The 23,011-nt window shown below is 68.4% G+C and carries 21 protein-coding genes; 14 read left to right on the top strand and 7 right to left on the bottom strand.

What is annotated here, in order from left to right:
- Window positions 1-35 precede the first annotated feature (35 nt).
- The 5 genes from ACZ7OI_RS00730 (at window position 36) to ACZ7OI_RS00750 (ending at window position 6,569) form a co-directional block, all read left to right on the top strand.
- Complete coding sequence (locus ACZ7OI_RS00730; RefSeq protein ID WP_470262157.1) at window positions 36-2,420, top strand: class III lanthionine synthetase LanKC N-terminal domain-containing protein; 2,385 nt, start codon at window positions 36-38, stop codon at window positions 2,418-2,420.
- 387 nt (window positions 2,421-2,807) lie between these two features.
- Window positions 2,808-5,171, top strand: a complete 2,364-nt coding sequence (locus tag ACZ7OI_RS00735) for a sensor histidine kinase (RefSeq protein ID WP_470262158.1) — start codon at window positions 2,808-2,810, stop codon at window positions 5,169-5,171.
- Window positions 5,172-5,213: 42 nt separating this feature from the next.
- Complete coding sequence (locus tag ACZ7OI_RS00740; RefSeq protein ID WP_009071597.1) at window positions 5,214-5,639, top strand: roadblock/LC7 domain-containing protein; 426 nt, start codon at window positions 5,214-5,216, stop codon at window positions 5,637-5,639.
- The gene (locus ACZ7OI_RS00745) at window positions 5,636-6,001 is read left to right on the top strand and encodes a DUF742 domain-containing protein (protein WP_009071595.1); all 366 of its coding nucleotides are present in this window, start codon (window positions 5,636-5,638) and stop codon (window positions 5,999-6,001) included. The genes ACZ7OI_RS00740 and ACZ7OI_RS00745 overlap by 4 nt, the downstream gene beginning before the upstream one ends.
- A complete protein-coding gene (locus ACZ7OI_RS00750; RefSeq protein ID WP_067583957.1) occupies window positions 5,982-6,569 on the top strand; it encodes a GTP-binding protein in 588 nt (195 codons plus the stop codon). Before ACZ7OI_RS00745 ends, ACZ7OI_RS00750 begins: the two co-directional genes overlap by 20 nt.
- A 66-nt stretch (window positions 6,570-6,635) precedes the next feature.
- Here ACZ7OI_RS00750 and ACZ7OI_RS00755 read toward each other — a convergent pair whose 3' ends face one another.
- A complete protein-coding gene (locus ACZ7OI_RS00755; protein ID WP_470262159.1) occupies window positions 6,636-8,009 on the bottom strand; it encodes a tryptophanase in 1,374 nt (457 codons plus the stop codon).
- A gap of 45 nt (window positions 8,010-8,054) precedes the next feature.
- On the bottom strand, window positions 8,055-9,152 hold the full coding sequence (locus ACZ7OI_RS00760; RefSeq protein ID WP_470262160.1) for a tryptophan dimethylallyltransferase family protein: 1,098 nt from the start codon (window positions 9,150-9,152) through the stop codon (window positions 8,055-8,057).
- 331 nt (window positions 9,153-9,483) lie between these two features.
- Here ACZ7OI_RS00760 and ACZ7OI_RS00765 point away from each other — a divergent pair, with 331 nt between their 5' ends.
- Window positions 9,484-10,023, top strand: a complete 540-nt coding sequence (locus ACZ7OI_RS00765) for a DinB family protein (RefSeq protein ID WP_470262161.1) — start codon at window positions 9,484-9,486, stop codon at window positions 10,021-10,023.
- 340 nt (window positions 10,024-10,363) lie between these two features.
- Window positions 10,364-11,719: a 3-carboxy-cis,cis-muconate cycloisomerase gene (gene pcaB / locus ACZ7OI_RS00770; RefSeq protein WP_470262162.1), complete on the top strand. Its 1,356-nt coding sequence runs from the start codon at window positions 10,364-10,366 to the stop codon at window positions 11,717-11,719.
- Window positions 11,720-11,797: 78 nt separating this feature from the next.
- Here pcaB and ACZ7OI_RS00775 read toward each other — a convergent pair whose 3' ends face one another.
- Both ACZ7OI_RS00775 and ACZ7OI_RS00780 read right to left on the bottom strand, forming a co-directional pair.
- Entirely contained in the window at window positions 11,798-12,328 is a 531-nt protein-coding gene (locus ACZ7OI_RS00775; protein ID WP_470262163.1) for a DUF4383 domain-containing protein, read from the bottom strand.
- Window positions 12,329-12,839: 511 nt separating this feature from the next.
- A complete protein-coding gene (locus tag ACZ7OI_RS00780) occupies window positions 12,840-13,286 on the bottom strand; it encodes an anthrone oxygenase family protein (RefSeq protein WP_470262164.1) in 447 nt (148 codons plus the stop codon).
- A gap of 90 nt (window positions 13,287-13,376) precedes the next feature.
- Between ACZ7OI_RS00780 and ACZ7OI_RS00785 the strand changes: the two genes are divergently transcribed.
- Window positions 13,377-13,955, top strand: a complete 579-nt coding sequence (locus tag ACZ7OI_RS00785) for a TetR/AcrR family transcriptional regulator (protein WP_470262165.1) — start codon at window positions 13,377-13,379, stop codon at window positions 13,953-13,955.
- Between the two features lie 141 nt (window positions 13,956-14,096).
- Window positions 14,097-15,002 carry a serine hydrolase gene (locus ACZ7OI_RS00790; RefSeq protein WP_470262166.1) on the top strand — a complete coding sequence of 302 codons (906 nt, stop codon included), beginning with the start codon at window positions 14,097-14,099 and terminating at the stop codon, window positions 15,000-15,002.
- A 3-nt stretch (window positions 15,003-15,005) separates the two neighbouring features.
- On the opposite strand, the gene ACZ7OI_RS00795 is transcribed toward ACZ7OI_RS00790, so the two are convergent.
- Window positions 15,006-16,223, bottom strand: coding sequence for an alpha/beta hydrolase (locus ACZ7OI_RS00795; protein WP_470262167.1), 1,218 nt, complete (start codon window positions 16,221-16,223; stop codon window positions 15,006-15,008).
- A gap of 155 nt (window positions 16,224-16,378) precedes the next feature.
- Window positions 16,379-17,341 carry an alpha/beta hydrolase gene (locus ACZ7OI_RS00800; protein ID WP_470262168.1) on the bottom strand — a complete coding sequence of 321 codons (963 nt, stop codon included), beginning with the start codon at window positions 17,339-17,341 and terminating at the stop codon, window positions 16,379-16,381.
- A 168-nt stretch (window positions 17,342-17,509) separates the two neighbouring features.
- Here ACZ7OI_RS00800 and ACZ7OI_RS00805 point away from each other — a divergent pair, with 168 nt between their 5' ends.
- The 3 genes from ACZ7OI_RS00805 (at window position 17,510) to ACZ7OI_RS00815 (ending at window position 19,436) form a co-directional block, all read left to right on the top strand.
- Entirely contained in the window at window positions 17,510-17,983 is a 474-nt protein-coding gene (locus ACZ7OI_RS00805; RefSeq protein ID WP_470262169.1) for a MarR family winged helix-turn-helix transcriptional regulator, read from the top strand.
- A 49-nt stretch (window positions 17,984-18,032) separates the two neighbouring features.
- Window positions 18,033-18,881 (top strand): SAM-dependent methyltransferase, encoded by an 849-nt coding sequence (locus ACZ7OI_RS00810; protein WP_470262170.1) that lies wholly within the window; start codon window positions 18,033-18,035, stop codon window positions 18,879-18,881.
- Between the two features lie 72 nt (window positions 18,882-18,953).
- Window positions 18,954-19,436 (top strand): hypothetical protein, encoded by a 483-nt coding sequence (locus ACZ7OI_RS00815; RefSeq protein WP_470262171.1) that lies wholly within the window; start codon window positions 18,954-18,956, stop codon window positions 19,434-19,436.
- Here the strand turns inward: ACZ7OI_RS00815 and ACZ7OI_RS00820 are convergent.
- Window positions 19,400-20,329 carry a patatin-like phospholipase family protein gene (locus ACZ7OI_RS00820; RefSeq protein ID WP_470262172.1) on the bottom strand — a complete coding sequence of 310 codons (930 nt, stop codon included), beginning with the start codon at window positions 20,327-20,329 and terminating at the stop codon, window positions 19,400-19,402. The two genes, ACZ7OI_RS00815 and ACZ7OI_RS00820, sit on opposite strands and share 37 nt — an antisense overlap.
- A gap of 112 nt (window positions 20,330-20,441) precedes the next feature.
- On the opposite strand from ACZ7OI_RS00820, the gene ACZ7OI_RS00825 reads away from it, so the two are divergent.
- Both ACZ7OI_RS00825 and ACZ7OI_RS00830 read left to right on the top strand, forming a co-directional pair.
- Entirely contained in the window at window positions 20,442-20,984 is a 543-nt protein-coding gene (locus ACZ7OI_RS00825) for a PadR family transcriptional regulator (RefSeq protein WP_470262173.1), read from the top strand.
- Between the two features lie 2 nt (window positions 20,985-20,986).
- Window positions 20,987-22,993 carry an oxidoreductase gene (locus tag ACZ7OI_RS00830; protein WP_470262174.1) on the top strand — a complete coding sequence of 669 codons (2,007 nt, stop codon included), beginning with the start codon at window positions 20,987-20,989 and terminating at the stop codon, window positions 22,991-22,993.
- Window positions 22,994-23,011 lie beyond the last annotated feature (18 nt).

The raw sequence follows: 23,011 nt of genomic DNA on the forward strand, positions 1-23,011 counted from the left end.
CACCGGAGAAGAGCACACGCGGAGGGACCCATTTTATGAACGTCCGGCACGAGGCATTCTGTCTCGCCGATCCGTGGTTCTTCGACCGCCGACGGGAAATATCCGCCGACGACCTCGCCGACGCCTCCTATGGTCCACTGTGGACAGTAGAGGAGACCGAGCACTGGCGCCACCTCCGCCCGCCCGGCACCGCGCTGCCGGAACAAGGCTGGGCCGTAGAGATTTCCGCCGCCCCCGGCAACGCCGACCGGGTACTGGACCGCGTCCGCGAGTACTGCCGGACCCGCCGGCTGCACCACCGGCACCTGCGTTCCCGGTCTCTTTTCCTCGACCACAATGCCGAATATCCGACGACCGGCGGAACCGGCGCGATCGCGACTATTTATCCACCAGACAATAACACGCTAGACCGGATCCTCGGCGATCTTTCCGAACTCCTCACCGGCGAGCCCGGACCGGATATCGACGGCGCGCTCCGCTGCGGAGAATGCCCGATTCACGTGCATTACGGCGGATTCACACAACTGTGGACCGAGTACGGCGGCGCCCGCGTGCCCGCGCTGCGCAGGCCGAGCAGCGCGCTCGAACCGGAGCACCAGGGCCCGGGCTTCTCCGTGCCCGGCTGGGTCCGGATTCCGGACTGCGTCGCGGAGTACACCGACGCGCCGGAGCCGCCGCACCCCGTCTCCGAGGTACTCCGCCAAGCCCATGGCACCGCCGTCTACCTGGCCGAACGCGGTGGCGAGCAGGTGCTCGTCGAGGAGGCCTGGCCCTACACCGGGCTCGACGGCAACGGCGTCGACGCGGTCGCCCGGCTGGAGCGGAAGTACGACCTCTTCCAGCAGCTCGCCGGAATCCCCGGCATCCCGAAAGCCCACGCGTACCTCGCCGGACAGCGCCACTACCTGGTGCGGGAGTACCGGCCCGGCGTGTCGCTGGACGCCTGGCTCACCCGGCATTACCCGCTCACCCGCCGCGACTGCCCGGAAAGCGACCTGGCCGCCTACCGCAAACAGGCGCTGGCCGTGCTGGCGCAAGTCGACCGCATCGTCGCCGAAGCCGGCGAGCGCGGCGTCGTCCTCGAAAACCCGCACAACATCCTGGTCGACAGCACCGGCACAGTGTCGCTGATCGGCTTCGACCGCGACGAAACAGCCCTGCGGCTGCGCCTTTTCCTGCCGCTGGCCCCGCTCTACCACCTGGTGCCGGAACGCCTCCGCTGGGCGGCTGAGCTCACCGAACGCCGTTTCTCGCTGCCCGCCGGATACGCCGACAGCATCGCTCCGCACACCGAGCCCGCGCACACCGAACTCGACGAACCGCGTCCGGACTGGACGTTGGTGCGCAAGCAGATCTCCGAAGCACTGCTCGCGTGCGCGACCCCGAACCGCCCGGATCGCCTGTTCCCCGGCGACATCGAGCAGTTCCGCGTCGGCGGCGCCACCTTCGGCACCGGCGCGGCAGGTGTCCTGCACTCATTGCACGTCGCGGGCGTCGGCCGCTTCCCCGAACACGAGCAGTGGCTCCTCGACGCGGTCGAGGGAGAACAGCCCAGCCGCGCGGGTTTCTACGACGGCAGCCACGGAATCGCTTACGTGCTGGAGGAATTCGGCTATCGGAAGGCCTCGGCCGCTCTGCTCGCCGCCTCGCGCGCGCTGGTGGACCAGACCGTCGGCCACGACCTGGCGAGCGGGCTGGCCGGCATCGGCCTGACCCGGCTGCACTTCGCCGCGACCCGCGGGGACAACGAATTCGGCAGGCAGGCGCTGAACATCGGCATCCGGCTGGCCGAAGCGCTGGACACCGCGGAACCGCCGGGCGCGACGGCGCAGGCCGGGCTGTTGTACGGCTGGTCCGGCCCGGCGCTGCTGTTCCTGCGGCTCTACGAACGCACCGGCGAACCGGCTTGGCTGTCGTTCGCCGACCAGGCGCTCGAACGCGATCTGGAGGAATGCGTGCCCGCACTGGACGGCTCGCTGCCGGTCCGCGACGGCAACCGGGGTTCGCGACGCGGTGCCGGGATCGGCAGCGCCGGAATCCTGATCGTCACCGAACAGCTGGCGCGGTACCGCCTCGACGCGAAGGCCGCGCGCAGCCTGCCCGCACTCCGCGTCGCGTGCCGCGGGGAGTTCGCGCTCCACCCCGGCCTGCTGAACGGCCGCTGCGGGCTCGCCGCAGGACTGGCGTTCAGCAGCACCCCGGACCGGCGCACCCAGGACGCGATCGACCGCCACCTGACCCGGCTTTCGTGGTACGCGGTCCCGTTCCGCGGCGGTCTTGCCTTCCCCGGCACCCACCTGCTACGACTGTCCGCCGACGTCGCCACCGGCGGCGCGGGAGTCCTGCGCACGCTCTCCGCGCTCCAGGACGGCACCGAACTGCTCCCGTTCCTCGGGCCGACCCCGCGAATCAGTCATTAGTCCACAGTGGACACAGGTTGTCGACATGTCACCTAGTCGGCAGTTTCACCACGCGGAACCTTGACTGAGTGTCCGGACACTTTTTGAATCACTCATTCAGCCCAGCCCGTTGGTCCGAAATCCGCAGTCAGGGCCGGGGCCTCGGAAAACGCCGGGGGAACTCGGCGCTACCGTCGGTAACCGCTGTCAAGACGGCGTTCGGCTGCTCGTTCAGCGGAACCACGAGGCCCCCGTTCGTGATAGAAACCGGGGCTGTTCCGTTCGGTGGGCCTACGAAGGGTGATCCGAGATTTCCGTGACGAGGACCACTCGCACCCACTGGCGTGTCCGCTTCCCCGGCCGTGTCCGCACTCTCGCCGAGGGTGACCCAGGAGTTCGTGAATCATCGTGGAGAACAAGGACGATCCCGGCAAGGCGTACGACAAGTCGATCCGGAAGAGGCTGACCCGGACGGTCCTGATCCCGAGCATCACCCTGCTCGTGCTGTGGGCGGTGCTGGCGACAGCCTTCTTCATCAACGGCTTGTACGTGCGGCTCGTCGCGGGCTCGGTGCGAGACGTTTCGATCCCGGCGCTCACCGCGCTGTCGTCGCTGCAGCAAGAGCGTCAGCTCGCCCTGCAATACCTCGACAGCCCCAGTTCCGGTCCGCAGCAGCTGCAGCAACAGGAGCAGGACAGCGACGGCAAGCTGAAGGGTCTGCAGGAAGCCTTCGCCGCCACCATTTCCAGCGCGCCGGACGAGATCGCCAGCAAAGTCACCGCGCTGAAGGCGCAGCTCGACCAGCTTCCGGTGCTGCGCTCGCAGGTCAACTTCCGCAGCATCAACCGCGCACAGGTCAACGCCTACTACAACGGCGTCCTCGACTCCGCCGCGACACTGTTCGACACGCAGGCGCGCATCGTCCCCGACGCGACCGCGGTGCAGGGCGCGATCTCGGCGACCTCGCTTTTCCGGGCGGGCGACCTGATGTCGCGCGAGACGTCGCTGGTGTCGGCGGCGTTCTCCGGCAACAACTTCGTGCCGGACGACTTCGTCCAGTTCTCCCAGCTGGTCGGCTACTACCGCACGCAGCTGGCGCAGATCTCGCCGTTCCTCGAACCGGCGGTGCGCCAGCACTACCAGCAGCTTTCGACGAGCGACGCGTGGAAACGGCTCAACGCGGCCGAGGATTCGCTGATCAAGCACGGTCCGTGGACCAGCAGCGACCAGAGCACCGTTCCGGTGTCGGCGGGCGAGTGGCACGCGCTGACCGCGCAGGTCGCGCAAGGTCTGAACCAGCTCACCATCGAACAGGCCGACCAGGTTTCCGCCGCCGCGATCGACTCCGGAAACGCGCAGCTGCGCAACGCCATCATCGGCAGCATCGTGGCCCTGCTCGCCTCGCTGGCCGCGATCATCGTCGCGGTGCGAGTGTCGCGTTCGCTCGTCGACCGGACCCTGATGACGCGGCTGGAGCGGCTGCGCAACGACTCGCTCGACCTCGCGCGCAACCGGCTTCCGAACATCGTCGGCAGGCTCAAGAGCGGCGACCCGGTGGACATCGAGGCGGAGCTGCCGAAGCTGGACCACGGTCGCGACGAGATCGGCCAGGTGGCCGAAGCGTTCAACACCGCGCAGCTCACCGCGGTCAACGCGGCGGCGAGCGAGGCGAAGGCGCGCAGCGGTGTGCACAACGTGTTCCTCGGCATCGCGCACCGCAACCAGGTCCTGGTGCACCGGCAGCTGCAGATCTTGGACGAAATGGAAAGCCGCGAAGAGAACTCGACTCAGCTGGCGTCGCTGTTCCAGCTGGACCACCTCGCCGCCCGTGCCCGGCGGACCACGGAGAACCTGATCATCCTCGGCGGCAAGCAGCCGGGACGGCGCTGGCGCAAACCGGTTTCGCTGATGGAGGTGCTGCGCGCGGCCGTCTCGGAAACCGAGCAGTACTCCCGCGTGCAGGTCGAGCAGGTGCCGGACGTCGCGATCGTCGGCACCGCGGTCGCGGACACCATTCACCTCGTCGCCGAGCTGGTCGACAACGCGACGTCGTTCTCCCCGCCCGGTTCTCAGGTCGAGGTGACGAGCCGGATGGTCGCGCGCGGCGTCGTCGTCGACGTGTCCGACCAGGGGCTCGGCATGAAGGAAGGCGTGCGCGAGTGGGCTAACGCGATGATGGCCGACGCGCCCGAATTCGACGCGATGGCCCTGCGCGCGGACTCCAGCCTCGGCCTGTTCGTGGTGGCGCGGCTGGCTTCCCGGCTCGGCATCACGGTCACCTTCGACCCGTCGCGCTACGGCGGCACCCGGGCGACCGTGCTGATCCCGTCGAACCACCTGGCCGACGCGAACGCGCCCGAAGCCGACGAGCCCCCTGTGCTCGCACCGGTCGGCGCGCCCGCGCAGGAAAGCGCCCAGCGACCGGTCCCGGAGACGCCGCAGCCGACGCCGCGGCCGTACCCCGCGCGCCCGCTTCCGACGCCGAGCCCGCGTACTCCGGAGCCGTATCCCCCGTCCGCGGGCCAGATCCCGGACGTCCCGGCCGCACCGCGCGCGTCCGCCGAACCGGACCTCAGCCGGCTGCAGGGCGACGACCGGCCCCGGCTCCCGCGCCGGCAGCCGCAGCAGAACCTCGTCGCCCAGCTGCAGGACGACCCGGCCGCCGAGGCCCCCGACGCGGACGTCACCAACGCGGGCGAGACCACGGCGCGGACGCTGATGGCGTTCCACAAGGGCACCCGCCGGGCGCGAGGCGGGCAAAATGACTCATAACGACCGAACACCTCACGACACCGAAAGTCAGGGTCTGTCCGCATGAACGAGTACGGGAACTCCACCCCTGATCTCAATTGGCTGCTCGACGACGTCGTCAACCGCGTCGTCGGCGCGCAGAACGCCATCGTGCTGTCCGCCGACGGCCTGCTGCTCGGCAAGTCGTCCGGGATGAGCAAGGACGACTCGGACCAGCTCTCGGCCATCGCGTCCAGCCTGCAGAGCCTCGCCAAAGGGGTGAGCAGGCAGTTCAACCGCGGTCCGGTGCTGCAGAACATGATCGAGATGGAACGCGGGTACCTCTTCGTCTCGGCCGCCGGGCAGGGCGCGTGCCTCGCCGTGCTCGCCGGCGCGGACATCGACGTCGAAATGATCGCCTACGAGATGAACCGGCTGGTCAAGCGCGTCGGCGACTATCTGGCCTCGGCGCCGCGCGAGGCCGCGAACCTGTTGCGGGAGGCGACATGAGCGACGACGGCTGGTACGACGAGGCCGCCGGGCCGCTGGTCCGGCCCTACACGATCACCAGCGGACGGACCCCGTCCGAACACCAGCTCGACCTCTCCACCCAGGTGATGACCCTGCAGCAGGGATCGGACCCGGTCGGGCTCGGCCCGGAGCACCTGGCGATCACGCAGCTGTGCCGCAGACCCTTGTCGGTGGCCGAGATCGCGGTGTACGTGAAGCTGCCGCTCGGCGTCGTGCGCGTGCTGTGCGGGGACCTGATCGACCGCGGCCTCGTCATCACCCGCGCCCCGTCCCGTCAGCCGGCCCAGGCGCCGGACCACGAAACTCTCCAGGCGGTTCTCGATGGCCTCATCAAGCTCTGAAGACGCCGCGGCGTCGGTGCCGACCCCGGTCAAGATCATCGTCGCCGGCGGGTTCGGCGCCGGGAAGACCACCATGGTCGCCTCGGTCAGCGAAATTCCGCCGCTGTCCACCGAGGAGGTGCTCACCGAGGCGAGCACCGGCGTCGACGACCTGTCCGGCGTGGAGCAGAAGAAGACCACCACGGTCGCGCTCGACTTCGGCCGGATCACCATCTCGCCGCGGCACGTGCTCTACCTGTTCGGCACCCCGGGCCAGGAACGGTTCTGGTTCATGTGGGACGACCTGGCGCGCGGCGCGATCGGCACCGTCGTGCTGGTCGACACGCGCCGGCTCGAGACCAGCTTCGCGGCGGTCGATTTCTTCGAGCGGCGGAAGATCCCGTTCGTCGTGGCGGTGAACTGCTTCGACAACGCGCCGCGCTACACCCCGGACGAGATCCGCGAGGCGCTCGTGGTGCCCGACGGCGTGCCGATCGTGATGTGCGACGCGCGGCAACGGGATTCGAGCAAGATCGCACTGATCCGGCTGGTGAAGCACGCGATGACGGTGGTTCCGCAGCCCGCCTGAGCCGGGTTTCAGACCAGCGAGGGGGTTCCCGGCGCGGGGAGCCCCCTCGTTCGCTTTCGTCTGTCCTTAGTGGACCGGTGCCATCCGGAGATTGAAGTGTCGCAGGATCTTCGGCGCTTCGACGATCCGGTACCCCGGCACCTGCTCCGGGTTCTTCGCGATGTCGCCGAGGATTTCGGCCACGTAGTCGTAGTGGCCCTGGGTGTACACGCGCCGCGGCAGCGCCATCCGGACCAGCTCGAACGGGGCAGGCGTGATCAGCTCGTTCTGCTCGTCGAGCGTGCCGAGGTAGAGCGAACCCAGTTCCACGCAACGGATTCCGCCGGCCAGGTACAGCTCGCAGGCCAGCGAGTGGCCCGGGAACCTCGAGGCAGTCAGATGCGGCAGCAGGCGGCCGGCGTTGAGGTAGAGCGCGTGAATGCCCGGCGGCTGCACGATGTCCACCCCGGCCTCGTTGGCCTGCTTCGCGAGCCGAGCCGCTTCGCCCGCACGCGCGGCGAGGTAGTGCGGGTCGACGACTTCCTGCAGGCCCTTCGCGACGCGGTCGAGGTCGTGCGCCGCGAGCCCGCCGTAGGTGCGGAAGCCCTCGGTGGCGATGAGGTTGGTTTCGCAGCGCTGCGCCAGTTCCGGGTCGGTCAGGCCGATGAACGCGCCCATCGGCGAGATGCCGTCCTTCTTCAGGCTCGCGACACAGCCGTCGACCAGGCTGAACGCCTCGCGCGCGACCTCGCGCGGCGTCTTGGCCGCGTAGCCCGCCTCGCGCTGGATGACCAGCCACGCGTTCTCCGCGAACCGTGCGGCGTCAAGGAAAACCGGCACGCCGTGCGCCCGCGCGAGCTTCGCCGCCGCGGCCAGGTTCGCCATGGAGACCGGCTGTCCGCCGCCGCCGTTGTTGGTGATGGTGAGCAGCACCTGGCCGACGCGAGCGCCGTCCGGGCCGCTGAGCAGGCGTTCGAGGGCGTCGAGGTCGATGTTGCCCTTGAACGGTTCGAGGCTGTCGAGGTCGCCGAACTCCGCGCACGGCAAGTCGATCGCCTCGGCGCCGAGCAGTTCGACGTTCGCGCGAGTGGTGTCGAAGTGCGTGTTGCTGACCGAGATCCGGCCGCTCTCCAGCACGTTGGAGAAGAGCACGCGCTCGGCCGCGCGGCCCTGGTGCACCGGCAGGAGATGCGGGTATCCGGTGAGGTCGCTCAGCGCGTCGCGGAAGCGGTAGAACGAATCCGACCCGGCGTACGAGCGGTCCGCGGCGGCCGCGGCGGCCTCCTGCGCGGTCGAGACCGCGCCGGTGCCGGAGTCGGTGAGCAGGTCGATGCTGACCTTGTTCGCGGGCAGGTTGAAGGCGTTGTAGCCCGCCGCGGCGAGCGCCTGCTCCCGTTCGGCACGGGTGGTGACCGGGATTTCGGCGACGACTTGGGCGCGGTACGGCGGGAAGGTCCGCATCGGGGTATTTCCTCCAGTTGTGGGTGACAGCCGAAAACTACCGCGTCAGGTGATCCGGCCGAGCACCGGACGTTTTCTCGGCGGCGCTACCGCATAAGCCTCCGATGACAGGTAGACCGTGATTCCGGAACCGAACTCGCCCATTCTCAGGGACACATGAGCGATCAGTCCGACGCCGTCGCGCAGTGGTCGCTCCGAAACCGCTGCCAGCGCTTTGTCCAGTTGTGTCGGGTCGAAGTCGTACTGCGCGAGAATGGCGTGCACCCGCGCCCGGGCGATCTCGTCGTCGGGCACGTAGCTCCGAATAGGCAGGTAAAGACTGTAGTTTCCCGGAGTACCGCCCATACCCTCGACAAATGAATAACTGGAAACCAGCGGACGGCCCTCGAAGGGACCTTTTCCGCCGCCGAGCACGGCGAGGAATTCGCGGATCAGCATCGGGTCCGTGCCGGGCACCAGTTCCGCCGCGCGCACCGCGTCCTCGGCCTCGGCGGCGTCGTGCGAGACGTACACCTTGACCCGGGAGAGCGGGTCGTCGTCGAGGTCGAGCGCGAAGAAGGTGAAGTTGTCGCTCTCGCCGCGGCGCAGCGCGTGCTCGACGACCGGGTCGAACGCCTCGCCGAGATTCAGCCGCCGGAACCCCTCGCTGACCAGGGAATCCGCCATCGTCGGACCGCTGATCTGCGGGTTCAGGTACACCTTGATTTTCGGCGCGGAGCCGTTGCGGAAGATCAACGAGTACCACAGCGTGAACGGCCCGCGGCGCTCCTCGTGCGGGAGGAAGAGGTCGGCCACCGCGTCGAGCCGGTCGGTGACCAGGCCGTACTCGCCGGCCACCTGAGCGAGGAACTCGCGTGGGTCCGGAGCCCCGACGGTCTCGCCGAGAACCCTTACCACACATTCGCCATTGGCGTCGAATGCGACCGAGAATTCAACAGGCGTGGTGTCGTCCGCCACATTGCACGGGAACTGCGCCGGGGCGTCCGTGGTCAATTCACCGGACTCGCCGAGCAACAACCGGAGAAGATCCAGGTGACGGCGTTCTTCGGGATCGAATCCCACTGCCTGGCACAGCCGGTCGAGTTGACCACCGGCGTGGGTGTACATCGACGACTCGACCATCGGCACACTCGCTCCGACCATGGCGCTGTATTCACCGTTTCATTCGTGCGTTCGGCCCCGCGAAGCATCCGCTGTTCGGCGGAGCGGGCGTTCACGGACCGCCGAGAAGATTAATCCCCGGAATGCCGATCACGATACCTCTGACGGAGCGACAACACCGTACGGAAACCGTGCCTGAGTGTGCTGATCAACACCGGAATTCACCTGAATTCCGCATCGACAGGACCGGATTCGCCAGCTACCCGGGTCCGCCGTGTGGCCTAGCCCACTGCGGTACGCGGCCGGTTTACCGTGCACCCGATGCGGCGGCTCCGCGGCGAAAATTGTCGGTGGCGGGTGAGACGCTCGTCTCATGACACAGACTCCGAAGCATCTGGCCAAAGTGGCCGAGAGCGACCGCCCGCCGATCCCCCGCGTCGCCGACGAACGCGAGACGCTGCTCGCTTACCTGGAGTGGCATCGGGAAACCCTCGAGCTGAAGTGCTCCGGCCTGAGCCAGGAAGCCGTGTCGGCGCGCGCGGTGCCGCCGTCCACAATGTCGCTGCACGGCCTGGTCAGGCATCTGGCGGGCGTCGAACGATGGTGGTTCCGCATCCAGTTCGCCGCCGAGGACGTCCCGCTGCTGCACTACTCGGACGACGATCCGGACCAGGACTTCGACCGGCTGGACGGCGATTTCGGCGAGGCACTGGCGTTGTGGCGCGCGGAGTGCGACCGGAGCCGAGAGATCGTGGCGGCCGCGTCCTCTCTGGACGCACAGGGAGTCGGGAAGACCACGGGAGAGCCGTTCTCGCTGCGGTGGATGCTGCTGTCGATGATCGCGGAGTACGCCCGCCACAACGGACACGCGGACCTGCTGAGGGAGGTGACGGACGGGGCCAAGGGACGGTGAGACGGCTGCCGTTCGAGTCCTGTTTGGAGGTGATGCACCGAGGTTTGCTTTCAGGTGATCGGCAACCGTCGCCCCCGCGCTCTCTCTGTCAGGTTCGCCTGAGTCGCGCCGCCGACACGTTTCCTCGCCGCGAGTAGCCGACGGCAGTGTCTCCAGCGCCGGTCAGAGAAGCTCGTGGCGGGTCAGGGAACCTCGTGCCCGGTCAGAGAACCTCGTGCCCGGTCAGAGAACCTCGTGCCCGGTCAGAGAAGCTCGTACCCGGTCAGGTCGAAGCCACCCGTGCCGCCGGTAACCAGCGACTCTCCCGCCCCAAGCCACCCGGCGTGCGATGCTGGACGGCATGATCGCCGATCCTGACTCCGGCCTGCTCTCCCCGGTGCGCGCCGGAACCCCGGCTGAAGCGGTGACCGGTGACCGGGCGTTCGCGGCTGCCATGGCGGAAACGGAGGCCGCACTCGCGCGGGCGCAGGCGCGGCTTGGCACGGTGCCGTCCGAGGCAGCCGAGCGGATCAGTGCTGCCGCGCGGTTGCTGGGCGAGGGCGAGCTCGACGTCGTCCAGCTGGCCCGTGACGCGCGTGCGACCGGAAACCCGGTGGTCAGCCTGGTGCGCACGTTGTCGGCAAAGGTCCCAGACGTCGCCGATTACGTGCACCGCGGCTCCACCAGTCAGGACATCGTCGACACGGGGATAATGCTCGTCGCGCGCGACGCTCTGCAGTTGATCAGCGCGGACCTCACGGCGATCGCGGACGCCCTCGCCGCGTTGGCGCGCGCCCACCGCGACACAGTCATGCCTGGACGCACCCTCACCGCGCACGCTGTCCCGACGACTTTCGGTCTGAAGGCAGCGATCTGGCGACAGGGCGTCCAGGAGTCCGCCCGCCGGATCGCTGAGGTGCGGCTGCCGGTGTCGCTCGGGGGTGCAGCGGGAACGTTGGCCGCGTACGTCCAGTACGGCGACGGCACCGACGACTACGCGGAACGGCTCGTCGCCGCCTTCGCCGAGGAAACCGGTTTGACCGCACCGATTCTTCCGTGGCACGCGGATCGCACGCCGGTGGCCGCACTGGCTTCCGCGTTGGCTGGGGTGACGACGGCGTTGGGCAAGATCGCCGTTGACGTTCAGGTGCTGGCTCGCACCGAGCTCGGCGAGGTGACCGAGGCGACCGGCGGTGGGTCGTCGGCGATGCCGCACAAGCAAAACCCGGTGCAGTCGGCGTTGATCCGGTCGGCCGCGCTGCAGGTGCCGGTGCTGGCGGCGGGAGTCACGCAGTCCGGGTTGGCCGAAGACGAACGCTCGGCCGGCGTCTGGCAGGCCGAGTGGCAGTTGCTGCGCGAATGCCTGCGCCTGACTGGCGGTGCGACGCATACGGCCGTGGATATGGTGCAGGGCTTGGACATTCACGCAGACCGAATGCAGCATAATCTCGCGCTGACCAACGGGTTGATTGTCTCGGAACGGCTGTCGGCAGCACTGGCCCCGATCATGGGCAAGGCCCGCGCGAAAGACTTGCTGGGCGACGCTTCCCGGCGGGCGATCGAGGAAAACCGTCCGCTGTCAGAGGTCCTCACTGAGACGCCGGAGGTCACGGCCGTCGTTGACACCGAAACGTTGGCCGACCTCTTGGACCCGGCGCAGTACGTCGGCGCGGCGGGGCGAATGGTGGACCGGGCACTGGAAAACCCCGCAGAATAAGCGCAAACGGGAACGCCGCCAGACGAAGTTCCGTCCTGGCAAGCGATCCCGCCGCGCGGTTATTCCATTGTGGACCAGCTAGTGGGCCAAGCCATGCCCGCCAGGTTCGGGACGACGCGGCGGAGCGGCCGAGTCGACCTCGACGGGTTCCTCGTCCTCGGGAAGCAGCACCCCGTGGCGTGCCGGGAGAACCGCGGTCAGCAGACCGAGAACCGCGATGCCGAGGTGCAGCCAGTTGTCCGCGTCGGCGAGGTTGAGCGGGTTGCCCAGGCTGGACACCGGGTTGACGGTGATCGTCCCGGCGAGCATCAGGCCCCAGACGAACAGCGCGCCGTAGCCGATGAGAAGCAGCCAGCCGAACGTCCGGGCGCGACCGGAGCCCAAGGCCAGCAGCAGGCCGATCACGCCGGTCACCACGTGGACGACGTTGTTCAGCGGATTGGCGGAAAATCGCCACAGAGTGACACCGTGTCCGGTGAAATCCCCGAACCCGGACTTCACGAGCCCGATGATGCCGTAGGCGAGAAACAGGACCCCGAGCAAAATGGCCAGCACCTGGGCGGGCTGTACCCCTTCCACCCGGACGCGGGCTCGATGCGCACGAACCATGACTCCAGTCCTTCCGTACCGAAGGTGACGGTGGGTCAACTCTGAAGGGATCCCCCGCCCCGACCGGCCCGAAACCCGAATTCGGCCGCCCCGGACCCGCCCGCTGGGCAAGATCGGCGACGCACGCCGGACTGTCGGGGCTGCTGAGCCGATCGGAGACCCGCGTGAGGTACGAGGTGGACCGGCTCGCGGTCTTGGCGGCGAAGAAGCCGAAGAGAAGAAGCCGAAGAATGGGCGCGGCGGGTCTTCCGGCCCCGGAAACGGGAGCGATCGGCAGACACGCGCGGCCTTCAGACCTGTGGAGCGACCAGCGGGACCCGCCACACCCAGACCGGCCCGACGACCAGCCCAACCCCCGCCGCACTCACACCAGCCCAGCGATCAGCAGGACCCGCGCCGCGCTCAGACCACCCAGCGACCAGCAGGCCCCGCCGCGCTCAGACCACCCCAGCGACCAACAGGCCCCGCCGCACCCAGACCGGCCCAACGACCAACCCAACCCCCGCCGCACTCAGACCAGCGCGGCGACCAGCAAAGCGAAAGCACCGATGATCACCGCGACTCGCACATAGTGGTAGCGGTCCCAGCGGTTCATCTGCTCTTTCCAGTCCGCGGGCCGGTTCTCCGGAGTCCAGGTCTTGCCCTGGTTGTTGATCGGGACGAGCAGCAGAATCGACATCACCACGCTCACCACCAGCAGCCCGGCTCCGATCACGACGAGCCCGGTGCCAGGGCGGTCCCACGCCGCGACAGCCCAGATCGCGCTCAGGACAAGCGACCCGATGTACCAGAACGGCATGATCGCGCCGAGCATCCGGCCACCGTGGGCGCGGCCTAGCTGATTGCTGTCGTCGGGGAGCCCGTTGAGGATCGGGTTGATGACGAAGGCGACGGAGAACTCCACCCCCACCATCACGCCGACGACCACGACGGTGCAGACCTCGAGTGCGCTGAGCATGATGACCTTCCTAAAATCTAGCAGTGCTAGCCGATGAGTCGATGCTAGTACTACTGCCGCTCGGTTGTCTAGCAATGCTAGACTCACCTCATGTCGGTACACGAACGCAAGCAGCGCGAACAAGCGGAACGCGAGCGCCTCATCGTGGCGACGGCCCGGGAGCTCGCCGAGCAGCAGGGCTGGGACTCCGTCACCACCCGCAGGCTCGCCGAGCGCATCGAGTACAGCCAGCCCGTCCTCTACAGCCATTTCCGCGGCAAACGCGAGATCATCGGCGCTGTCGCGCTCGAAGGGGCCGCCGAACTGGCCGCGGCGGCGCGGGCCGCAGCGAGCGCCGGAGGCGGCCCGCGCGCCAGGGTCACCGCCCTCGCCCTCGCGTACCTCGATTTCGCCGAGCAGCACCCGGCGGTCTACGACGCCATCTTCCAGCTCGACGGCGGCCTCGCGTTCGCGCAGGACGACACCCCGGAACCGCTGAAGGACGCCTTCGCCGCGCTGCTCGAAACACTCGGCGAGGTCGCCGGCGAAGGCGTCCACCCGGCTCTGTTCACCGAGCTGTTCTGGGCGTCCCTGCACGGGATCGCGACCCTGACGCGCGCGGGACGGCTGCCGCGGGAGTTCACCGAGCAGCGGGTCGAACTGCTCGTGGACCGGCTCGCCGTGGTCTGATCCACCCGGCCGGAAGCCGAGACCCACACCTGCTTGCCCGCAGACCACCCGGCCGTCACGCGTACTCGCCGGTACCGAGACCCATCCCACAAACCCGCCCGATTCGGCGAACCCTGATCAGGTGATCGGGGAAGTCGGGGCATGCGCAGGGCGAACTCGTTCCTTTTGGCCGGCCTCATTCTCGGTGCCGTCATCGCGTTTCTGGTCACCGAGGCCGGGCCGTACCGGCAAGTGGTCACCGCCGCCGCGCCGGCCAACGGGTCCGGCGTCATCTCCCCGGCAGGCGACTCGAGCACCCCCGATTCGAGCACCCCCGGCTCCAGTCCCGTCCCGAAACCGAGCACCGGCAGCGCCGCGCCGCAGCAGGGCCCCGACCTCAAGACCGAACTCGCCGCACTCGTCCCCCAGGGGCACGTCAGCGTGGTCGTCTACGACCGGGCCAGCGGCACGACCCCGGTTTCCCTCGACGCGCATCGGCGCTACACCTCCGCGTCCCTCGTGAAGCTCATGATCGCCCTCGACGCGCTAGATCGCGGCACCAATCCGGGCACCGTGCAGGAAATGCTGTCCCGCAGCGACGACGACACCGCCAACCGGCTGTGGGTCGCGGGCGGAGAGACGCGCATTGTCCGGGACGCAGTGGCCGAGATGGGCCTCGCCGAAACCACGCCACCGGAAAACCCCGGACGCTGGGGCGACACGGAAATCACCGCCGCCGACCTCACGCGCGTCTACCGCTACCTGATGGACCGCGCGCCGGCCCAGCAGCGCGACACGATTCTGCGGGCGCTGCGCGACGCCACCGAGAACGGTGCCGACGGATTCCGCCAGTACTTCGGCATCCCGGATGCTCTCGGCGACGCTTCCTGGGCCGTCAAACAAGGCTGGTCCTGCTGCAACCCCGGGCGCATCCTGCACACCTCAGGTCTCGTCAAGGACAACCGGTACCTCGTCACGGTCCTCACCGAGAATCCCCGCTCGGTCGGCTACGACACCGCCGAAGCTCAGGTCACCGAGGTGGTCAAGCACCTTCCCGGGATCCGCTGAGCGTCACTGCTCCACCGCGGTCAGCCCGCCGCGCGCGCCCGTGCTCGGCAACGGCCACGGCTTCACGCCGCCGGTGACGTCGGCCCGCGGCCCTGGCGCCGACGGTCCAGGAATCCGCTGCCCGATCCACGTCAGGACGTCCGGCAGCTGCGCCTTGAACGTGTTCATGTTGTGCCCCGCGTCCGGGATGCGCCACGTCGTGAACTGCACCGGAGCCTGTGCGGCCGCGCGCATCTGGTCGACCGCGCGGCTTTCGTTCTGTTCCTTCTCCCCGGAGATCGCGAGAAGTTCCAGCGGGGCCGGGTGCTGCCGGACGTTGATCTTGACATTGTTCGCGTCCTCGATGTCCTTGCGGCCGCGGAAAAGATTCTCGGTCTCACCGTCCACTTGCGCCTTTTCGTACCCGCTCACGCTCGCCGCCTGCGCGTACCACTGCGGATGCCGCGTCACGAGGTTCAGCGCGCAATAGCCGCCGGACGACCAGCCCGCGATCGTCCACGCCCGCCGGTCCGGGTTGACGCCGAGGCGCTGGATCGCCCACTCCCGGACGTCCGCGGACAGGTAGGTGTCGTTGGGGCTTCCGTTGACCTCGTCAACACATTCGGTGTCGTGGCCGATTTTCGGCGTTCCGGTCGGGTCCGGGATCAGCACGACCACCGGCGGCAGCAGATGCTTGTTGATCGCCGCGTCAAGCTGCTCGGGCAAGTGGTACCCGATCGGGGCGGTGGTGACCTCCGGGCCGGACGGGTAGTTCGGGATCCAGGTGATCGCCGGGAACCGCATCGACTTGTACGGATGCTGGAAGTATTGCGGCGGAAGGTAAACCGTAACGTCGCGGGTGAGCCCAGTGCGCCGTCCGGTCACCGTCACGTGCGCGATGGTCCCCTTGCCGACTCGCGCGTGCGCCACGCCCAGGTCGCGCGCCCGGCCGAGGTCGACTCCGTTGTCGCCGCCCTCGACGTCGATGCCCTCAGCGGCGAACGCGCCGGTTCCGAGCAGCGAGCCGAGCGTCGGGAAGAATCCGCCGATCATATTGCCGGTCAAGCCAAGCGTGACGATTACCAGACACAGCGCGACAACTATGGTGGCACTGCGGCCGATTTGCTTGCGCTTGCGCCATTTGTCCCAAAACCACGGTACCGAGACGACCGCGACGAACGCGAGCACGCCGATCACCGTCAGCGTGACGGGTGAATCCAACCTGATTTGGCTCAGGTGCACGGGAACCTCCAGGACCGATCGCGCGCCCGGAAGGCGGGACCCGCTGCTCTAGATACGTTTGAGGGGCCATTCTCGTTGTGATCACGTGACGTCGATCACGCCAGAATGGCCCCGTCAAACTCAGCAGAACCTCAGGATTGCCCGTTAGTCCCTGATTAGTTGCCGAATGCGCCACGCAACACCGTGATCGCCTGTGTGATCGCCGCTTCCGCCGCATGCGTTTCACGAAGCGCGTTCACCATCACGAAGTCGTGGATCACGCCCTGGTACCGCACCGCCGTCACCGGCACGCCCGCCTGACGCAGCTTCGCGGCGTACGCCTCGCCTTCGTCGCGAAGCACGTCCGCCTCGCCGGTGATCACGAGCGCCGGCGGCAGTCCGGCGAGCTGCTCCACAGTGGCGCGAAGCGGCGAAGCGGTGATCTCGGCGCGCTGTGCCTCATCGGTCGTGTACTGGTCCCAGAACCACTTCATGCCTTCGCGGCTGAGGAAGTAGCCGTCGGCGAACTTGGTGTACGACTCGGTGTCGAAGGCGGCGTCGGTGACCGGGTAGAACAGCACCTGCTGAAGGAACTTCACGTCGCCGCGCTCCTTCGCCATGAGCGTCAGCGCCGCAGTCATGTTCCCGCCGACGGAGTCGCCCGCGATCGCGATTCGCGTGGTGTCGAGCCCCTTCTCCGCACCGCTGCGGACAACCCACTTCACGGCGGCGTAGTTCTCTTCGATCGCGACGGGGTAACGAACCTCCGGCGAACGGCTGTATTCCGGGAAGACAACTGCCGCGCCGGTTCCGGCGGCGAGTTCGCGGACCAGCCGCTCATGGGTGTGGAAGTCGCCGAAGACCCAGCCGGCGCCGTGGATGTAGACGAGCACCGGCAGCGGCCCGGTGACGCCCTGCGGCTTCACGATCCGGACCTCGACGTCGCCGTTCGGTCCACCTGGGACGGTCAGTGTCTCGATGTCGGCGGGCGCGAGTTCGACGTCGCCGTCCTGCACGCCGTCGACCGCCTTGCGGCCTTCGGCGGGCGGGAGCTGGAAGAGGTACGGCGGCTGGTCGGTGGCCTCGGCGAACGCCTGGGCGGCCGGCTCGAGGGCGAGGTTCTGCGGGTTCGCGGTCATGACTTCCTCCGGTAGCTGCGTCGTGCGGACTGCCCAAAACATAACTCCACAACTTAGTTGTGCACAACCAGATGGCACACAATGAGATCTAGAGCACTTGAGTTGCCCTTCCCGACTCGGCGAGAGAGGATGGAGAGCTGGAAAGAAGAAATCCGCGGGAGGCCACCGATGACCAGCCCAGACACCGGAGAAACCGGTTCGCTGCTGCTTGACGACCAGCTGTGCTTCGGCCTGTACTCGGCTTCCCGGGCAGTCACCGCGCTCTACCGCGCGCTGCTCGAACCGCTCGACCTGACCTATCCGCAGTACCTGGTGATGCTCGCGCTGTGGCAGCAGGACGAGCAGCAGGTCAAGGAACTCGGCTCCGCGCTCAACCTCGACTCGGGCACGCTGTCGCCGCTGCTGAAGCGGCTGGAGAAGGCCGGGCTCATCAAACGCGAACGCCAATCCGACGACGAGCGCTCGGTCCGCATCCGGCTTACCGAAGAGGGAAACGCGTTGCGCGCCAAGGCGGAACGGATCCCGCCGCACGTCGGAGCGGCGATGAACCTGGACAACGCCGAACTCGGCCGGATGCGCGCCGCGATGGATCAGCTGACGGCTTCGGTCAACGCCTACCGAGAGTCCTACCGGCCGAGCTGAACCGGACGCCATGGTTAGCATGAGCGCCAGGGCGAGCGTGAGGACGGCGATGAGCACACAGGACGAAGCACTGCGCGCGGTGGAAGCGAGTCTGGACCGGCCGTCCGCGGCCCGCGTCTACGACTACTTCATCGGCGGCACCACCAACTACGCGATCGACCGCATCTTCGCCGAGAAGGTGCGCGAACGGCTGCCGCTGATGGGCGACTACTGCCGCACCAGCAGGCAGTTCCTCGGCCGCGCGGTGCGACAGAGCGTGCGCGAGGGCATCCGGCAGTTCGTCGACATCGGCTCCGGCCTGCCCACCGCGGGCAACGTGCACGAGGTGGCCGACGACGAGCGCCCGGAACACGACACTTCCGTGCTGTACCTGGACAACGAGCCGGTGGCGCTCGCGCACTCGCAGGTGCTGCTCGCCGACACCGCGGACGAGGACCGGCACCAGGCGATGGCCGCCGATCTCCTGCAGCCGGCCGAATTGTGGGATCGGGTCGCCGATTCGCACGTGATCGACATCCGCGAGCCGGTGGCGCTGATCGTCAACGCGGTGCTGCACTTCATCAAGGACGACCAGGACCCGGACGGCATCCTCGAGTTCTACCGCAAGCAGCTCGCGCCGGGCTCGTTGCTCATTCTTTCCCAGATGACCAACGAAAACCCGGTGGACGACAACGAACGCCAGGCGCTGGTCGACATCATCAAGTACTACGAGTCGACCACCAACCCGGGCATCCTGCGCACGAAGGCGGAGTTCGAACGGTTCTTCGGCGGCTGGCCGCTGCTCGAACCGGGCCTGGTGTACGCGCCGGCGTGGCATCCGGACGCCGACACGGTGTTCGCGAAGACCCCGTCGGAGTCGCGGGTGATCGGTGGCGTGGCCCGCAAACCGCAGGCCTGACAGGGGTTTTCCCACCCGGCCTCCACCCTCGGGTGGAGGCGCGGGACGGCTTGGCCCGGCACTGTTGGCGCTGTGCCGAACACCTTCGACAACATCCTGATCGGCCTGGTCGTCCTGACCTGGCTGATGTGGCGACAACTTCAAGTCCGCCGCGCCGACCGTCCACCGGTGGTGCTGCTCGTCATCAGCGTGCTCGGGGCCGCCTCCCTCGGCGTCGCGATCGCGAAGACCACGCCGACGACCGCAGCGATCCTGGTGCTCACTGGCAGTCTCGTGGTCGCTGGCGGTTTCGGCGTGGCCCGCGGGTACACCATGCGGATCTGGCGGGCCGACGGAACCCTGTGGCGGCAAGGGAATTGGCGAACCGCCGTGCTATGGCTCATTTCCTTCGGCGTCCACTTAGGACTTGACTTCGCCATCGACGCGACCAACGAAGCGAAAGGCCTCGGCGGCGCGTCAATCCTGCTCTATCTCGCGATTTCTCTTGTCACCCAACGACTCACCGTCCGCAGCCGCGCTCAAGACGCCTTGCGCAGGACATCCAACGCCGCGTAGACCGCGTCCCGCCCCAGCTCCACCGCACGCCGCAGCACCGCCGGATCCCGTTCCAGCACGGAAACATCCGGCGCGCCGGGCGGAGGCCGCACGCTCGCCAGCCGCGGATCTTCCCGCAGCTGGCGCTCATCCTCCAGATCCCGGTGGTACTGCGTGCGCCAGGCGTCGATGGTGCCCGGCGCGTGGCGGCGGAGAAACCGAGGCACGACAACGTCCTGCACGCGCGGCGGCCGCACTGGCAGTTCGTCCTCGCGCCGGGTCCGCAACACCAGGACATCCGTCGCGCCGTGGGCCAACGCGGTCCGGAACGGCAGCGGCTCGGCGATCCCCGCGTCCACGAACCGCCGCCCGCCCATCGCGATCGGCGGCCCGGCCAGCACCGGCATGCACGACGACGCCGCGAGCGCCGTTTTGATCCCGTCCACGTCCTCGATGAACGGATGCAGATCGGTCGACTCGCCGGTCTCGGCGTCGGTGGCGAGCGGATGGAAGCCGACCGGATTCGCCAGGATCGCCGGGAAATCCATCGGTTCGAGCACCGAGTAGACCTGGTGCACGAGGTACTCGAGATCGACCACCGCCCGGCCGCGCAGGGCGTGCAGCGGGTTGATGATCCGCCGCATGACCACGGGGTTCCACCAGGTCCGCACGCCGGTCCGCGAACGCCCGCACAACAGCCAGGCCGCGTTGAGCGACCCGGCGGAAGCGCCGTACACGTCGTCGAACGCCAGCGCGGCCCCGAGCTCGTCGAGCGCGAGCGCCATTCCACTCGAATACGTGCCGCGGCTGCTGCCGCCCTCCACAGCGAGCGCGAGCCTGCGGCCGTCCGTCCGCCGCCCCGGCACGCTGCCCTCGGCGATGCGCTCGGCAAGCAGTTCGAGAACCGGATCCACCCCTCCATCTTGATCCTCTTCACCGAGCGGATCGACCCGTTTTGCCCCCTCTGCGGGTGACCTGGCTTGCACTCAGTTGCACTGCACCTAGTTGCATATGACACTGTCCGGCATGGCACTGGAGCACGCGATCCTCGTCTCGCTGTCGGAGCGCTCCGGCTCGGGATACGAGCTGGCGCGTCGGTTCGAGAAGTCCATCGGGCTGTTCTGGAGCGCCTCCCACCAGCAGATTTACCGCGTGCTGAAGCGGATGGAGGAGGCCGGCCAAGTCGCCGTCGACGTGGTGGCCCAGGACGGGCGGCCGGACAAGAAGGTCTACACCGTCAGCGAGCCGGGTCGCGTCGAACTGCGGCGCTGGCTTGCCGAACCGTCGCCGCAGGCTGGGCCGCAGGAGTTGGCGGTGAAGCTGCGCGGGGCGTCGTTCGGCGACCCCGAAGCGGTCGCCGCCGAGATCACCCGGCACCGCGACGCGCATGCCGAGCGGCTTGAGCTGTACCGGCAGATCGAGAAGCGCGACTTCCCCGCCCCGGACCGGCTCCGCGGCCGTCCGCTGCACCAGTACCTCGTGCTGCGCGGCGGAATCCGGGTCGAAGAAGGCCAGGTCGAGTGGCTGGAAGAAATCCTGACCGCGTTGCAGGCCGACGAGAAGGACTGACGATGACCGAGTACCCGAACCTGCTGTCCCCGCTCGATCTCGGCTTCACCACGCTGCGCAACCGCGTCCTGATGGGCTCGATGCACACCGGGCTGGAGGACCGTGCGTCCCGCTTTCCGCAGCTCGCCGAGTACTACGCCGAACGCGCTCGCGGCGGCGTCGGCCTGATCGTCACCGGCGGGTTCGCGCCGAACCGCACCGGCTGGCTGTTGCCGTTGGCCTCGAAGCTGTCCACGGCCGCCGAGGCGAAGAATCACCAGCTGCTCACCAGCGCGGTGCACGCCGAGGGCGGCAAGATCGCGCTGCAGATCCTGCACGCCGGCCGCTACGCCTACCACCCGCTGAGCGTTTCCGCGTCGAGCCGCAAAGCGCCGATCAACCCGTTCCGCCCGCGCGCGCTCACGGCGTACGGCGTGCACCGCACCATTCGCGCGTTCGCCGATTGCGCCGCGCTGGCCCGCGACGCCGGGTACGACGGCGTCGAGATCATGGGTTCCGAGGGCTATCTGATCAACCAGTTCCTCGCCGAACGCACCAACCGGCGCACCGACGCCTGGGGCGGCACCGTGGAGAAGCGCCGCCGGTTCGCGGTCGAGATCGTCCGGCGCACCAGGGAAAAAGTCGGGCCGGACTTCATCATCGTCTACCGGCTGTCCATGCTCGACCTCGTCGAAGGCGGACAGAGCTGGGACGACGTCGTCGCGCTGGCCCGCGACGTCGAGGCGGCCGGGGCCACGATCATCAACACCGGCATCGGCTGGCACGAGGCGCGCGTGCCGACGATCGTCACGTCCGTTCCGCGCGGCGCGTTCACCTGGGTCACCGGCAAGCTGAAGCCGCACGTTTCGGTGCCGGTGGTGACCTCCAACCGGATCAACCTGCCGCACGTCGCGGAACAGGCGCTCGCCGACGGCGACGCGGACCTGGTCTCGATGGCCCGGCCGCTGCTCGCCGACCCGGACTGGATCCGCAAGGCCGAAACCGGCCGGGCGGACGAGATCAACACCTGCATCGCGTGCAACCAGGCTTGCCTTGATCACGCGTTCAGCCGGAAACCCGTGTCCTGCATGGTGAATCCGCGGGCCGGACACGAGACGACCCTGAACCTGCTGCCGACCCGGAAGGTCAAACGCGTCGCCGTCGTCGGGGCCGGACCGGCAGGGCTCGCCACCGCGACCGCGCTCGGCGAACGCGGGCACGACGTCGAACTGTTCGAGGCCAACGACGAAATCGGCGGCCAGTTCGGGATCGCGCAGCGGATTCCGGGCAAGGAGGAATTCGCCGAGACCATCCGGTACTACACCCGCCGCCTGGAGGTCACCGGCGTGAAGGTGCACCTCGGCACCCGGGTGACCGCCGCGGACCTGACCGGCTTCGACGAGGTCGTGCTGGCCACCGGCGTCACGCCGCGGGTCCCCGCGCTTCCCGGGATCGATCATCCGAAGGTGCTGTCCTACGTCGACGTCGTGCGGCACGGCAAACCGGTCGGAGAGCGGGTCGCGGTGATCGGCGCGGGCGGCATCGGCGTGGACGTCAGCGAATTCCTCACGCACAGCTCGTCGCCCGCGTTGGATCGCGACGCCTGGATGGCCGAATGGGGCGTCACCGACCCCGCGCTCGCGCCCGGCGGGCTGGCGAAGCCGAAGCCGGAACCGTCGCCGCGGCAGGTCTACCTGCTGCAGCGCAAGAAGTCGCCGATCGGGGCCGGGCTCGGCAAGACGTCCGGCTGGGTGCATCGCGCGGCCTTGCGCGCCAAGGGCGTGGAAAAGATCAGCGGCGTTTCCTACGACCGGATCGACGACGCCGGTCTGCACGTCACGGTCGACGGGAAACCGCGGCTGCTGGAAGTCGACACCGTGGTGGTCTGCGCAGGCCAGGAATCCGTGCGGGACCTCGCCGGCGCGCTCGGCGAGGTGCCGGTGCATCTCGTCGGCGGGGCCGACGAAGCACGGGAACTCGACGCCAAACGGGCCATCGACCAGGGCACCCGGCTGGCCGCCGTCCTGTAGCCGCTTGCGCGCACTGGC

The organism is Amycolatopsis sp. NPDC114503 (assembly GCF_055633655.1).

Coding starts and splice junctions, on each gene's coding strand:
- ACZ7OI_RS00730 (WP_470262157.1), top strand. CDS start 36: ATGAACGTCCGGCACGAGGCATTCTGTCTCGCCGATCCGTGGTTCTTC.
- ACZ7OI_RS00740 (WP_009071597.1), top strand. CDS start 5,214: ATGAACGAGTACGGGAACTCCACCCCTGATCTCAATTGGCTGCTCGAC.
- ACZ7OI_RS00745 (WP_009071595.1), top strand. CDS start 5,636: ATGAGCGACGACGGCTGGTACGACGAGGCCGCCGGGCCGCTGGTCCGG.
- ACZ7OI_RS00750 (WP_067583957.1), top strand. CDS start 5,982: ATGGCCTCATCAAGCTCTGAAGACGCCGCGGCGTCGGTGCCGACCCCG.
- ACZ7OI_RS00755 (WP_470262159.1), bottom strand. CDS start 8,009: ATGCGGACCTTCCCGCCGTACCGCGCCCAAGTCGTCGCCGAAATCCCG.
- ACZ7OI_RS00760 (WP_470262160.1), bottom strand. CDS start 9,152: ATGGTCGGAGCGAGTGTGCCGATGGTCGAGTCGTCGATGTACACCCAC.
- ACZ7OI_RS00765 (WP_470262161.1), top strand. CDS start 9,484: ATGACACAGACTCCGAAGCATCTGGCCAAAGTGGCCGAGAGCGACCGC.
- pcaB (WP_470262162.1), top strand. CDS start 10,364: ATGATCGCCGATCCTGACTCCGGCCTGCTCTCCCCGGTGCGCGCCGGA.
- ACZ7OI_RS00775 (WP_470262163.1), bottom strand. CDS start 12,328: ATGGTTCGTGCGCATCGAGCCCGCGTCCGGGTGGAAGGGGTACAGCCC.
- ACZ7OI_RS00780 (WP_470262164.1), bottom strand. CDS start 13,286: ATGCTCAGCGCACTCGAGGTCTGCACCGTCGTGGTCGTCGGCGTGATG.
- ACZ7OI_RS00785 (WP_470262165.1), top strand. CDS start 13,377: ATGTCGGTACACGAACGCAAGCAGCGCGAACAAGCGGAACGCGAGCGC.
- ACZ7OI_RS00790 (WP_470262166.1), top strand. CDS start 14,097: ATGCGCAGGGCGAACTCGTTCCTTTTGGCCGGCCTCATTCTCGGTGCC.
- ACZ7OI_RS00800 (WP_470262168.1), bottom strand. CDS start 17,341: ATGACCGCGAACCCGCAGAACCTCGCCCTCGAGCCGGCCGCCCAGGCG.
- ACZ7OI_RS00805 (WP_470262169.1), top strand. CDS start 17,510: ATGACCAGCCCAGACACCGGAGAAACCGGTTCGCTGCTGCTTGACGAC.
- ACZ7OI_RS00810 (WP_470262170.1), top strand. CDS start 18,033: ATGAGCACACAGGACGAAGCACTGCGCGCGGTGGAAGCGAGTCTGGAC.
- ACZ7OI_RS00825 (WP_470262173.1), top strand. CDS start 20,442: ATGGCACTGGAGCACGCGATCCTCGTCTCGCTGTCGGAGCGCTCCGGC.
- ACZ7OI_RS00830 (WP_470262174.1), top strand. CDS start 20,987: ATGACCGAGTACCCGAACCTGCTGTCCCCGCTCGATCTCGGCTTCACC.